Below are 13,217 nucleotides of genomic sequence, written 5' to 3'. Positions count from 1 at the left end.
AGCCGGCGGGTCACCCAGCGGATCACCACCCAGCCGGCGGGTCGCACCCCACCGAAACGCAGCGCAACCGGCGGGTCGCAACGCACCCCACCGAAACGCAGCCCAGCCGGCGGGTCGCAGCGCAGCCGGCGGGTCGCAACGCACCCCCACCGAAACGCAGCCCCACCCCACCCTCATTCGCAAAATGTGCAGCAGAACTCCGACAAAATAACGCATTTTTGTTGGACTTCTGGTGCACATTCGTCTTTCTGCCCGCGTTAACCCTTCTTGACCGTAATCGTCCAACCCGCGTCCGAGGTCTGTTCAAAGTTCGTCACCTCGTGCCCATCGGCGGCCGCCCACCGCGGAATCGCGTCGGTAGCCTGCGTGCAGTCAAAGCCGATCTGCAAACTATCGCCGACCTCCAGATCCTCCATGACCGTCTTCGCATCCACCAGCGGGAAGGGGCAGACGGCGCCGAGGGTATCAAGCGCATAGGTGTGCTCGCCTACTTGTCGTAGACCGGCGACCTGGTTCTTTTTATCCGACGCCACGCTCCGCTGAGCAGCATCCTTGCGCTCTAACAGCGCAGTTCCTGCGGTTTGGAATCCCAACTGGGCACTCCCCGCCTGCCACTGGTCAGCATCATTTTCGCTGCCTTCGGCAGAATTCTTGCGGGTAAATGCGGAACGTGGGGAAACATCGTGCTGGTCGATTTGCTGCACGATGGGCTGCGTACCCTGCAGTTTATTTTGGGACTGACCCGGAACAGCCTCGGTTGGCTTCAGCCACAGCTTGGCGGCCACTCCAATGCCGATCGCGATGAACAGCAGCGCAACCCAACCTTGGTAGCTAAACAGCGAGGTCTGAACCATACCGTTGCCCACGGTGCATCCGCCGGCGGCGGATGCACCTACGCCCATGAAGATGCCACCGATAACGGAGCGCACGGCCTGCGTGGGGGAAGGCACGCGCAGACGGAATTCTCCGGACAGCTTAGCAGCAATGAATGCACCGATCAGTAGACCCAACACCAGCATGACACCCCAGTCCACTTTGTCGGCACCACTAATGACGAACTTGGTCAAATTCGAAGAAGGGCTGGTGATACCCAGGCCGTCGTTGCGGCCAGTCGCAGCGGACAGTGGCCAGGCAATTACGCCCAGCACGCCGATAATCGCCGCTGTTGGGTAGAAGTGCCATGGCTTTTCAGTCAGTAGGTGCGCCAATCCGGTTTTCTTAGGCTTCAACGTTGCCATCTTGGGTGCCTGTGCTTCCTGCACAAGGAAGTGGCGAGTCAGCAGTGCAACACCGATGACAAACGGGATTACTAGCCACCAGACGGATATTCCCAGCGATCCGTGAATAGTGGTGATGGGTAGCTTCCAGCTGCTCAGGCCCTCGTTGAGCCAGTTCAGCGCACCGCCCTTCATCGCTGCCGCACTGCCACCGTAAAACAGTAGCGCCAGCCACGATCCCACAAGCCCTTCCGCGGAGCGGTACCACGTGCCGGAGGCGCATCCGCCGGCCAGTACGATGCCTGCTCCGAACAGCAGACCACCCAGCACGACGGCTGCGGGCGCGAATTGTTTATAATCCGGCGTGATCATTCCCGCGGACGTCAGTGCTGCCAGCCCTACGGCATGCACTGCAATAACGATAAGCAGCGCGGTAAAGCCACGCCAGGTCTTATTGAGGAAGATATCTCGGATCATGCCGGTAACGCAGAAGCGTCCACGCTGCATCACGTAACCGAGCGCAGAGCCAAGAGCCAGGCCTGTAATAATCATGAGCATTTTCCGTTCACACGTTGTCGGGTTTTTGCCCCACCGTCGGACGTACCTGTGGGGATTTCCTTTCAGCATCACTAATGAGGAGCCGGAAGGGTTCGTGACGTACACCCTAGACCCGATTGAACCGTTCTGTCTACTTTTTCTAGACCGAGCTGTCTATAAACCCGCCCCACTAGCAAAAGGCAGACTGTCTATTCATCCATCCTGCAAACAAAATGAACTCACTGTTCCCGCAACCCCGCCCAGCTCACGTCTGCCCTCTTTCTACTCACCCCCTTCAGCCTGAGCGAGCGCAGGCCCCCATGGCACTACCCCGCTCACGTCCGCCCCCTTTCTACCCAACCCCTTCAGCCTGAGCGAGCGCAGGCTTCCCGTGGCACTACCCCGCTCACGTCTGCCCTCTTTCTACTCAACCCCTTCAGCCTGAGCGAGCGCAGGCCCCCATGGCACCGCCCCGCTCACGCCCGCCCCCCTTTCTACTCAACCCCTTCAGCCTGAGCGAGCACAGAATGCTTGCGCGAATAGAGGAAGTAAACCGCAGACCCCAGAGCCATCCACACAAGGAATCGAATCCACGTTTCGATAGACAGATTTGCCATGAGCCACAACGTGAAGATCGCAGAGAGAATCGGGACAAAGGGAACCATGGGAGTCTTGAAGCTTGCCGCACCTGGGTAGCGCTTACGCAACACAGGAATTCCGAGAGCTACTAGCAGGAACGCGAACAGCGTGCCGATATTCACCATCTCCCCTAGGTCACCAGCGGGTGCCACTGCTGCGAGTAGCGCGATCGCAATAGTGGTGATCCACGTGATACGCGATGGCGTTCCATGCTTGGAGGTCTTCGCCAAACTCCGTGGCAGCAACCCATCACGGGACATCGCAAACGCCACACGGGTCTGCCCCAGCATCATCACCATCACCACAGTGGTCAAGCCGGCAATAGCACCTACATTGATGATCGTCCCAGCCCATTCAATACCGTTGGCAGCAAAAGCGGTTGCCAACGTACGGGAATGCCCATCTTCTGGCGTGGAGAGCTCGGTGTACTTCACCATGCCTGTCAGCACGAGCGCCACTGCAACGTACAAAACTGTCACGATAACCAAAGTGATGAGGATGCCCCGAGGCATTGCCTTTTGTGGATTGCGCGTCTCTTCCGCAGCGGAAGCCACCACATCAAAACCAACGAAGGCAAAGAACACCAGGGAAGCCGCCGCAAAGACACCGAACAGCCCATAAGCGGAACCATCCGCCCCCGTAGTCCAGCTAAACAGCGTTTGCTTCAACCCTTCACCAGAACCGGACACATTCTGCTGTGCCGGCGGGATGAACGGCCTGTAGTTTTCCGCCTTGATATGAAATGCGCCCACCACGATGACAAACAGGACAACCCCTAGTTTGATTGCGGTAATGACAGCACTCACACGCGAAGACAGCTTTGTACCGCGTGCCAGCAATGCACCAAGCACCAGCACCAACAGTGCCGCACCCCAATCAATAGTCAGACCCCCGACCTTCAACAGGGTGAAGTCTTCAGATCCCATCAGGCCACCCGCATAGGACGACCATGCCTTCGCCACTACCGCAGCAGCAACAAAAAACTCCAGAACCAAGTCCCAGCCGATAATCCATGCGATCAGCTCACCAAAAGTGGCGAAACTGAATGTATACGCCGAACCCGCTACGGGAACCGTCGATGCAAATTCTGCGTAGCAAAACGCAGCCAGCCCACAAGTAACCGCAGCCAGGACGAAGGCGATAGCCACCGATGGCCCGGCCATATCGCCGGCTACTTGCGCTGTCATCGTGAAAATGCCCGCGCCGATCACGACGGACACTCCGAAAACAATAAGGTCCAGGGTTCGCAGCTCGCGCTTCAGACGAAACCCTTCTTCCTGAGTTTCGGAAATAGATTGCTCCACGGTTTTCGTGCGGAACAGCCCCGAGTTAGTTGGTGAGGACATGAGAGTGGTGCCTTTGTTCGGGCCAGCGATCCTCTAGATGCGCCAGCTGAAGTTGTCGTGTGAAAAACTACTCCTGCAACGCAACAAAACCAATTCGGATAAATTATTCGTAATATCTTCTTCCTGAGACAATCGTCTGCGGCGCAGAAAATTTCAATATCTTTCGCAGTTTCCCCCTCAAGCGCAACAAATCACCACACCCCCCACATCCCCCGGGTACGGAAAGCAATAAAGTGCGCACCGATTACCTGGACGCTCGCCACCTTCATTCCTTCACCACATCCCACATCCCACATCCCCCGGGTTCGGAAAGCTATAAAGCGCGCACCGATTAGCGGGACGCTCGCCACCTTCGCCCCTTCATCACACCCTCACATCCCCACCGTGCAGAAACCACTAAAGCATCCACCGATTAGCGGGACGCTCGCCACCTTCGCCCCTTCACCACACCCCCCACATCCTCAGGGCGCAGAAAACAATAAAGCGAACAAGGACCTCACCACCCCCTTCCATCACCCCACCCTTCAGGCCCCTCCCCGGACTTTTAAAGCACGTCCACACCCACTTCCCTGCATTGATAATGCCTCGCAATAACGATCGATAACCCTTCATTAATTCAAACTTATGAATCTTTGACTTCCGCAAGGATGTGGCTATAATGAGTGATGAACCGCGATACGATCGTGGCTACGGCCGAGCGTGGCGTCGTCCCAAAAGGTGCAACAGCGCACCGAGCCGCCGCCACAAAAGCAAGTAGGCTTTGTGAGGCAGTGATAATTCACTGGCTCTCAAGACAATCGACCCCAAGCCCCTAAGGAGACTCAGTATGTCCCTCATCAACACCGAGATTCTAGATTTCAAGAACCCTGCGTTCTACAACGGTGAATTCACCGAAGTATCCAAGGACGACGTCCTGGGCAAGTGGTCCATCTTCTTCTTCTACCCAGGCGACTTCACCTTCGTTTGCCCAACGGAGCTGGGCGACTTGGCTGAGCACTACGAGGAGCTCAAGCAGCTGGGCGTGGAGGTTTACTCTGTATCCACCGACAGCCACTTCGTACACAAGGCTTGGCACGCAGAGTCCGAGCAGGTTGGCAAGGTTCAGTACTACATGCTGGGCGACTCCACCGGTGAGCTGACCAACAACTTCGACAACATGCGCCCAGGCGCTGGTCAGGCTGACCGTGCTACCTTCCTGGTCGACCCCGAGGGCAAGATCCAGTACATCGAGCAGACCGCCGAGGGTATCGGCCGTTCCGCTGCAGAGCTGCTGCGCAAGGTTAAGGCCGCTCAGTACGTTGCCGCTCACCCAGGCGAGGTTTGCCCTGCGAAGTGGGAAGAGGGCGAGGACACCTTGACCCCAGGCATCGATCTGGTTGGCAAGATCTAAATAGTTCTACCTCTCGCTCCCCTGGCCTGGACATTCAATCTAGGCGTGCTGGCTTCGATGTCGCGCATGCGGGAGCAACCTCTTAGCACGAAAGGGGCGAGTGGGCGGCTGCTCGCTCGCCCCCTTCTATGGTTTTCACACCACTTGCCGGCGATCGCCACACCACGTGCCGGCGATCGCGCCTGCGCCACCACCGCATGCAGCCGATCGCACCACCGCATGCAGCACTTTGACTAAAAACTAATTCCCATTACCCCCCTCCCCGACTAACTGTAATCCCCAAAGGAGAGCCCCCATGGCTAAGAAGCTTCTCGACGAGAACCTCACCAAACAGCTGGCACAGTTGATGCCACGCATTACCGAAGAAGTAGAACTGATCTACTCCCTCGACGACCGCGATGCCTCCGCGGATCTTAAGCAACTGCTCGACGACATTGCTGCGCTGTCCGACAAGGTCAGCGCCCGGGAAGATGCCGATGCACACGAGCGCAAGCCTTCCTTCACGATCTCCCGCAAGGGCACTGATACCGGCGTGACCTTCTCCGGTATCCCCATGGGCCACGAGTTCAGCTCCCTCGTGCTGGCCCTGCTGCAGGTCGGTGGCAACCCCATTAAGGAAGACCAAGAGCTCATCGACGCAGTGAAGGGCCTGGACGGTGACTATGAGTTCGTCACCTACATGTCCCTGTCCTGCCAGAACTGCCCGACGGTTGTGCAGGCACTGAACGCGATGTCTGTAATCAACCCACGGATCAAGCACACCGCCGTAGAAGGATCCCTGTTCCAGGATGAGGTCAACGACAAGGGCGTTCAGGCTGTGCCTACCGTGTTCCTCAATGGTGAGGAGTTCGTTTCCGGGCGCACGGATATCGCTGACTTCGTCCGTAAGCTAGATTCCGGTGCAGCCGCCCGTGATGCGAAGAAGCTGAACGAGAAGGGCGAGTTCGATGTCCTTGTTGTCGGCCAGGGTCCAGCCGGAGTGTCCGCCGCCATTTACGTTGCGCGTAAGGGCATGAACGTTGGCTTGGTTGGCGACCGCTTTGGTGGCCAGGTGCTGGACACCATGTCCATCGAGAACTTCATTTCCGTCAAGTACACGGAGGGCCCGAAGTTCGCCGCCGCCCTTGAGGAGCACGTCAACGAGTACAACATCGACGTGATCAAGGCCCAGGAGGCCACGGGCTTTACACCTGCTGCCGAAGCCGGTGGGCTGCACTCTGTGCACTTTGGGGACGACGCCACCCTGAAGGCCCGCCAGGTCGTTATTGCCACGGGCGCAAACTGGCGCCTGCTGAACGTTCCTGGTGAATCTGAGTACCGCAACAAGGGCGTTACCTTCTGCCCTCACTGCGACGGTCCGCTGTTCAAGGGCAAGGACATTGCTGTCGTGGGTGGCGGCAACTCGGGCATTGAGGCCGCCATCGACTTGGCCGGCATCGTTAAGCACGTCACCGTCTTGGAGTTCGGCGAGCAGTGCCGGGCCGACGATGTGCTCATGGACAAGATCGAATCCATGTCCAACGTCGATGTCATCACCAATGCCGCCACCACGGAGATCGTGGGTGACGACAAGAGCGTGACCGGCCTGAAGTACACCGACCGTGCTACGGACGAGGAGAAGACTCTGGACCTGGCCGGAGTGTTTGTTCAGATCGGCCTGCTGCCGAACACGAAGTGGCTGGAGGGCTCGGGTATTGAGACCTCCGGTCCGGGCGAAATTGTCGTGGACGACCACAACGCCACCAGCATCCCCGGTGTGTACGCAGCCGGTGACTGCACCGCGATCCCGTTCAAGCAGATCGTGGTAGCTCAGGGCGCAGGTGCAACCGCAGGTCTGGGTGCGTGGGAGTACTCCGTCACGGGCGGCAAGAAGTAACCCGTACTTCTCCAGGTGAACTGTCCCGGGTTTTGTTCTCAGGCATTTGCCTAGATTTCCAGTATTTCTCGACTGTGGTGGTGTTCCCAACACTCGGCTTCAACGTCAGCCGGCGTACGTTAGCACAGACTCTGGTGGAACCGTGATTCGTTCCACCATGTAACCCATGTAACCCATGTAACCTAGCGGACAGGGGTGATAGCAAAACAGCGCCGGAAGCGAGAGGTTTCGTAGCTTTATTCTTATCCAACTGTTTTGGGATTACGGGCGTAGGCCTTAAAAGCTCGCACTATGCGGTAGTTCGTGTTGGCTTCAATAAGAGAGAAAAGCCTTTCCCCGTCAGCAATCCATTGGAGGGGATCAAAACCGCTGTTCCACCGCTGAGCGACACCAACTCTGCCGTTGCTTTGAAAATTTTCCCGCCATTCGCTGATCCATCCATCGAAAGTATGGGGTGAGCTTCTTAAAGCTTTGTGGGCTGCCGAACAGAATGCCTTCTCTTCCGCTTCATCTACTCCCCAAATTGCCGAGGGTCTTGCATTGTCGGGGTAGATGATTACGTAGGTATGTTTCATGAGAATGTCCTATTTGTCGGGACTAGGGGGATGGGGCGGTGCAGGTAGTGCGCGAATCTTCTATCGACAGTGACATCAGCCTCTGCTTCTAACTGACTTGCAATCCACAGCCCTTCTTGTAGCCAGCCGTTGATGTCAAAGCCCTCTCTCCACCAAGGAACAAACGACGTTCCAACACCATAGCCATAGTTTTCGATCCAAGTGCGGTTCCAGCACTTTAAGCTTCCGATCAGGCCAATGCTGAGTTGTAGGTCAGATGGTTGAAGGAAATCGTCTTCACGCTCGCGCTGTATGTCATCCCTTCCTGACCATAGTCCCCAATCCATCCCTTCTTCAGGAAATAGTGTGACTATCGGAGTAGGTACTTTCGACATCCTCCCCAATCCCTTCCGCCTCGGGGGTCATTCGTGTAGGCATTGTGCAGGGTAGAAGAGCTACTCCAAACAATGGCGTAGCTTCTGACTTAAGAGTAAATGTTATACCTTATCTTAAGGTATGTCCTAGGAGAACGGATAAGCCCTCGCTGAAAATACTGCAAATCCCCTCCGTCTTTAGTCGCTTTGATGTCTGCGGTTGGATACCCGTATTTTCCTTTTTCGAAACCGCTATTTGCCCACTCAAACAGAACTGGACCATAGATAGGGCGGGCTCCGGTTGCTGGAGACCAGTAGATAAAACCCCAGACAAACTTGCTGAATTTTCCAATTCCATCTGGAATTGATGTCTCATCCTCGATTGGGTAGCTGAGCATTTGTCCTTGTTCGGCACCTGTCTCAAGCCATTTATCGAAGATTGCACCCTTGATAGCTGCTAGACCAGCAAGTGATCCATAGATATGTCCCTTTGAGAAGGACTGTTTCCGGCCGACGCCGTCCGGCAAAGCGAATCCATCGTCGGCACACTCGGTGCGCCCCCATCACACTCGGATCGTTCGGCGGTACCGAACCAGACCGAAACCACCGCAATGCCCGCCTAGGGCGAAAATCATTCCACGGAAGCCCTCACGCAAAAGATGAATGAGAACTTCGCTGGGAGCCCCGCGTCGGGACAGTCCGACGCGGGGAGCGGTTCCGAGCAGCGGGCCACCCCGCTAGGTCAAACCCCCGCTTCGTGCTACTTCTGGGCCGCAGCGATACGCTCCTTCAGGCCATTGAATTCGTCCCACACTTCCTGCGGAACCTTCGGGCCCAGGAACTTCAACCATTCTTCGTTGTCAGCTAGGTCGCGGTCCCAGTCTGCTGGATCAACCTTCAGCGCCTCGCGGATATCCTCCTCGGTCTCCTTCAGACCGTCGGTATCGATGTCCTCGTAGCGTGCGGTGTAGCCAACAACGGTCTCGTCAGCTTCCACGCGCCCCTCGATGCGGTCAACGATCCACTTCAGGACACGGGAATTCTCGCCGAAGCCCGGCCACAGGAAGCGTCCGTCCTCACCGCGACGGAACCAGTTGACAAGGAATACCTCAGGCATCTTGTCGCCGCCCTTTTCACCCATGTCGATCCAGTGCTGCAGGTAATCACCGACGTTGTAACCGATGAATGGCAGCATGGCCATTGGGTCGTGGCGCAGGGAACCAACCGCGGCTTCAGCCGCAGCGGCAGTCTGACCCGAAGCCATGGTGGCACCGATGAACGTTGCGTGGTTCCAATCGCGGGCCTGGGTCACCAGTGGCACGGTATCCGCGCGGCGTCCACCAAACAGAATGGCGGAAACAGGAACACCCTTGTGATCGTCGTACTCCGGTGCCGCGGTTGGGCACTGGGAGATTGGGGTGCAATAACGGGAGTTCGGGTGAGCGGCAACGCCTTCACCATCGGCAGTCCATTCATTACCCAGCCAGTCGGTCAGGTGCTCTGGCTTGTTCTCCAGGGATTCCCACCACACGCTACCTTCGTCGGTGAGACCAACGTTCGTGTACAGGTTATTGCCTGGTTCCAAGGTCTTCATAGCAACCGGGTTGGAGCTGTAGTTCGTGCCAGGAGCAACACCGAAGAAGCCGTTTTCTGGGTTCACGGCATACAGGCGACCATCTTCGCCGAAGCGTAGCCACGCGATGTCGTCACCAACGACCTCCGCGCGCCACCCCGGGATGGTCGGCTGGATCATGGCCAGGTTGGTCTTGCCACACGCAGATGGGAACGCAGCACAGATGTAGTACGCCTTATCTTCGGGACTGATCAGCTTCAGGATCAGCATGTGCTCGGCCATCCAGCCCTCATCGCGCGCCATCGCGGAGGCGATTCGTAGCGCGTAGCACTTTTTCGCCAGGATGGCGTTTCCGCCGTAACCCGAACCGTAGGACCAGATCTCACGGTCCTCAGGGAAGTGGGTGATGTACTTCGTGTCATTGCAAGGCCACGCTGTATCTTCTTGCCCCTCTTCCAGCGGAGCACCCACGGAGTGCCAGCCTTTAACAAAGTCACCGGTAGCGTCGATCTTCGCCAAAGCCTCTGCGCCCATGCGGGTCATGATGCGCATGGACATCACAACGTATGCGGAATCCGTCAGCTCCACACCAAGCTTGGGCTGCGGATCTGAAATTGGTCCCATGCAGAAAGGCACGACGTACATGGTGCGTCCGCGCATGGACCCGGAGAAGTGCTCGCGCATCTCGGCCCGCATCTTCTCGGGATCGACCCAGTTGTTCGTCGGGCCAGCATCCTCTTCCTTCTTAGAGCAGATGAAGGTACGAGATTCCACGCGGGCAACGTCGGCCGGGTTGGAACGCGCGAGGAAAGAGTTAGGCTGCTTTTCCTCATTCAGCTTTACCAAGGTGCCGTGTTCCACGAGCTCGGAAGCCAACCGATCCCATTCCTCATCGGAACCGTCGCAGAACACTACTCGCTCTGGTTGGAAGAACTCCACGCTCTCCTCAATCCACTGCAGTAGGTCCTGGTTTTGCGTGGGGGCCTCACCGACTAGCCCTCGAATGGTCATCGAATCTCTCCCTACGTTTTAAATCTCTCGCGTACCGGGCTCGGAGCAATCTAGGGCGATTGCACTCATAGACAGCACATTCTATATGGTCGCAACGCATTACGCGCCGATACATTCAGACTATCTGGCTTCGAAGGGCCAAACATCCTGTTTTACTCCCGAAAGGGCGTGTTATTGGTCACCCTTAGTCACCGATAATCCTAACCCCATTCCCCCCGATCAACACATTTCCATGTCCGAATGTTCCACTTTCGCCCCTCCTGAGGCTCCTCTTTCACCCCCGTACCGTCCCCGCGCCCTGCAGCGCCGCCCCCTGCTGCAGCAGCATCGCTGTTCCCTGCCGAACCAGCGGCCGTCGCACCCCCAGCCAGCTCTGCCGGACCCCCTGCTGCAGCATCATCGCTGTTCCCTGCCGAACCAGCGGGCGTCGCATCCCCCTTCATCTGCGCCGGCCCACTGGTCGCACCTTTATTTAATGCCTCCACACCATTCGGCCGCCCGCCCCCTAGATCGGTGGTAGGGGCTTGCTGTTCTGGTTGGCCGACGCCCCTCGCTTCCCCCTCCCCCAGCCACCGCCAGGCGGACCAATGCCCATCGAAGGAAACATTGGAGACATAGTCGATTTGGCCGTCCCCATCCGTATCGGCAAAGATGCTCATGCCGTCAGCGGTGGCAACCGTGGTCGAATCGGTATCTATGTCGGCAGGTAGCAACAGTTCTTCCTCGCCGATCGTCATACCCAAATGTCCGGCGGCCCTCTCAGTAAGAAATCCCGAGTCCGCTCCTGCCCCCAGCCCTGTACCTAGTCCTATGTCCGGCCCCGTGCCCAGGATCCCGCCTTGGCCCACACCTAGCCCTTCACTCAATCCCAGATGATTGATAACACCGTGCCCCAACAAACCTTGATCTGTTTGACGCGCGACATCTGCGATCGTGTGCCAATCAGAAGATGGTTCCAGCGCACCCCAATCCCCAGAAAACTCATTCATCGTGCTACTCCATTCCCCGCGTTCATCGTGCTACTCCGATCCCGTTGCTTTCTAGTTGTCTCACCTGCTCCGCCACCCTCGGAATGTGCAGGCGCGCCACCACCTGCGTGATCAGCTCCGCCCAGTGCTGCTGCAGTGCCTGTTGGATTTCCCCCGTTCTGCGGCGCGCACTATGCTCCCGCTGCAGCTTAAACCGCAGAGCCACTACCACCGCAGCCACCAATACGCCCAGCGCCAAACCAATAAACACATGGTCGAACGCCCGCCCGATTCCCGCTCCCATCGCCACAGCCCCCAAACCCCCAGCAAGCGGCAGCCAGGTCTCCAGCCGACTGACGGGGGACGATGCGGCCACCGGCAACTCGGGAACCGCCACATCAACGCTCGGGAACAGCACACCGTGCCGCACCACGGCATGCCGCAGCCCCGCCACGAACGTGGCGTGGGCTGCATCCCTATCCTCGATCTGCGCGCATTCCTTAGCCAAGCGCCCACCGGACAGCCGCACAGCGATCCGCACCCGATCCAAACGTTCGGAATCCGCACGATGAGCATCGGCGAACCAACGTTTCATATCGACTCTTAAGTTCCGGACGACCCGCGCCGCCTCGTCCGCCGAATTGACCCGGAGCGCACCCGGAATATCGGGCCAGGGGGCCAGCGAGGCGTCGAGTAACAAAACCACCACACCCATGGCGCCGACCACCGCCCGCACTACCCGGAGGTTTTCGGCAGTGGGCTGCCCGGCAACGGCAACAACGCAATCGGGCCGCGCCTCCGGCCCAGCAGCCACCAGCACGCGAAACTCTCTATGGGGCGAGGCAACGCTTCGAGCGCAGCGCTCCATTTGCTCCCCCACCAAGCGGACCCGATCCCCATCCGGCCCAATGACAGATACCGTTTTCATAGGGCTACCCCCACTTTTCCCCTCAATCTGCAACAATGGTTGAGATGAATAGTTCTGATAAAAACTTAGGCAACCTACCCCCGGGTCGCCCACTCCAAACTGATTTTAACGACGGACGCGACTATCCGCGACTGGGAAACTTCAGTTTCCGCCGGGGCACCCTAACCGACAACCAAGAAGCACTGTGGGAGGAAAACTGGCCACGGCTGGGCAAGGTCCTATCCGATGAGCGCATTGACCTGCCCAAATGGTTCGGTCGGGAGGCCGATACGATCGTAGAAATCGGCTCCGGTACCGGCACTTCTACCGCTGCCATGGCCCCGCTGGAAAAAGACACGAACATCGTTGCCGTGGAGCTATACCGGCCAGGACTGGCGAAACTACTGGGTTCCGTGGTGCGCGGAGAAATCGACAACATCCGGATGATCCGCGGCGACGGTGTGGAGGTTCTACAGCGCATGTTCGCGCCGGAATCCTTGGCCGGTGTACGTATCTACTTCCCCGACCCATGGCCCAAGGCCCGGCACCACAAACGGCGCATCGTGCAATCGGGCACGCTACACCTCATCGCCTCGCGTTTGCGCCCCGGCGGCATACTGCATATCGCTACCGACCACGCTGACTACGCAGAATGGATCGACGAGCTCGTGGAGGCGGAGCCCCAGTTGGAGTACCTGGGCTGGCCCGCGGAAGTTCCCGTGCTCACCGACCGCCAGGTCATCACCAAGTTCGAGGGCAAGGGTCTCGACAAAGAACACACCATTCGCGAATACCTCTGGCGCAAGCGCTAAAGGTGAGCTGCGA

10 protein-coding genes are annotated in these 13,217 nt (G+C 58.0%); 3 read left to right on the top strand and 7 right to left on the bottom strand.

The features are described from left to right. Positions 1-257: 257 nt before the first annotated feature. A complete protein-coding gene (locus CAURIC_RS01090) occupies positions 258-1,769 on the bottom strand; it encodes a YeeE/YedE thiosulfate transporter family protein (protein WP_035115897.1) in 1,512 nt (503 codons plus the stop codon). Between the two features lie 479 nt (positions 1,770-2,248). Then, a complete protein-coding gene (locus CAURIC_RS01085) occupies positions 2,249-3,739 on the bottom strand; it encodes an APC family permease (RefSeq protein WP_290183023.1) in 1,491 nt (496 codons plus the stop codon). 826 nt (positions 3,740-4,565) lie between these two features. Between CAURIC_RS01085 and ahpC the strand changes: the two genes are divergently transcribed. Both ahpC and ahpF read left to right on the top strand, forming a co-directional pair. Beyond that, positions 4,566-5,129 carry an alkyl hydroperoxide reductase subunit C gene (gene ahpC, locus CAURIC_RS01080; RefSeq protein WP_035115900.1) on the top strand — a complete coding sequence of 188 codons (564 nt, stop codon included), beginning with the start codon at positions 4,566-4,568 and terminating at the stop codon, positions 5,127-5,129. A gap of 295 nt (positions 5,130-5,424) precedes the next feature. After that, positions 5,425-7,005 carry an alkyl hydroperoxide reductase subunit F gene (ahpF, locus tag CAURIC_RS01075; RefSeq protein ID WP_035115903.1) on the top strand — a complete coding sequence of 527 codons (1,581 nt, stop codon included), beginning with the start codon at positions 5,425-5,427 and terminating at the stop codon, positions 7,003-7,005. 242 nt (positions 7,006-7,247) lie between these two features. Here the strand turns inward: ahpF and CAURIC_RS01070 are convergent, their stop codons facing one another. The 5 genes from CAURIC_RS01070 to CAURIC_RS01050 form a co-directional block, all read right to left on the bottom strand. Beyond that, positions 7,248-7,580, bottom strand: coding sequence for a hypothetical protein (locus tag CAURIC_RS01070; RefSeq protein WP_156963592.1), 333 nt, complete (start codon positions 7,578-7,580; stop codon positions 7,248-7,250). Positions 7,581-8,043: 463 nt separating this feature from the next. Then, positions 8,044-8,460 (bottom strand): LGFP repeat-containing protein, encoded by a 417-nt coding sequence (locus tag CAURIC_RS01065; RefSeq protein WP_052095191.1) that lies wholly within the window; start codon positions 8,458-8,460, stop codon positions 8,044-8,046. A 233-nt stretch (positions 8,461-8,693) separates the two neighbouring features. Next, positions 8,694-10,517, bottom strand: a complete 1,824-nt coding sequence (locus CAURIC_RS01060) for a phosphoenolpyruvate carboxykinase (GTP) (protein WP_070433540.1) — start codon at positions 10,515-10,517, stop codon at positions 8,694-8,696. 200 nt (positions 10,518-10,717) lie between these two features. After that, the gene (locus CAURIC_RS01055; RefSeq protein WP_035115908.1) at positions 10,718-11,506 is read right to left on the bottom strand and encodes a DUF6802 family protein; all 789 of its coding nucleotides are present in this window, start codon (positions 11,504-11,506) and stop codon (positions 10,718-10,720) included. 22 nt (positions 11,507-11,528) lie between these two features. Next, on the bottom strand, positions 11,529-12,413 hold the full coding sequence (locus tag CAURIC_RS01050) for a hypothetical protein (RefSeq protein ID WP_035115911.1): 885 nt from the start codon (positions 12,411-12,413) through the stop codon (positions 11,529-11,531). A gap of 35 nt (positions 12,414-12,448) precedes the next feature. On the opposite strand from CAURIC_RS01050, the gene trmB reads away from it, so the two are divergent. Continuing rightward, positions 12,449-13,204: a tRNA (guanosine(46)-N7)-methyltransferase TrmB gene (gene trmB, locus CAURIC_RS01045; protein WP_035115914.1), complete on the top strand. Its 756-nt coding sequence runs from the start codon at positions 12,449-12,451 to the stop codon at positions 13,202-13,204. Positions 13,205-13,217 lie beyond the last annotated feature (13 nt).

Source organism: Corynebacterium auriscanis, assembly GCF_030408435.1.
In the GTDB taxonomy this organism is placed as follows: Bacteria; Actinomycetota; Actinomycetes; order Mycobacteriales; family Mycobacteriaceae; genus Corynebacterium; species Corynebacterium auriscanis.
This window is presented reverse-complemented; position numbering and strand designations above follow the sequence as displayed.

Bases quoted from the DNA above. Each gene is read 5' to 3' on its own strand.
- CAURIC_RS01090 (WP_035115897.1), bottom strand. From the start codon at position 1,769: ATGATTATTACAGGCCTGGCTCTTGGCTCTGCGCTCGGTTACGTGATG.
- CAURIC_RS01085 (WP_290183023.1), bottom strand. From the start codon at position 3,739: ATGTCCTCACCAACTAACTCGGGGCTGTTCCGCACGAAAACCGTGGAG.
- ahpC (WP_035115900.1), top strand. From the start codon at position 4,566: ATGTCCCTCATCAACACCGAGATTCTAGATTTCAAGAACCCTGCGTTC.
- ahpF (WP_035115903.1), top strand. From the start codon at position 5,425: ATGGCTAAGAAGCTTCTCGACGAGAACCTCACCAAACAGCTGGCACAG.
- CAURIC_RS01070 (WP_156963592.1), bottom strand. From the start codon at position 7,580: ATGAAACATACCTACGTAATCATCTACCCCGACAATGCAAGACCCTCG.
- CAURIC_RS01060 (WP_070433540.1), bottom strand. From the start codon at position 10,517: ATGACCATTCGAGGGCTAGTCGGTGAGGCCCCCACGCAAAACCAGGAC.
- CAURIC_RS01055 (WP_035115908.1), bottom strand. From the start codon at position 11,506: ATGAATGAGTTTTCTGGGGATTGGGGTGCGCTGGAACCATCTTCTGAT.
- CAURIC_RS01050 (WP_035115911.1), bottom strand. From the start codon at position 12,413: ATGAAAACGGTATCTGTCATTGGGCCGGATGGGGATCGGGTCCGCTTG.
- trmB (WP_035115914.1), top strand. From the start codon at position 12,449: ATGGTTGAGATGAATAGTTCTGATAAAAACTTAGGCAACCTACCCCCG.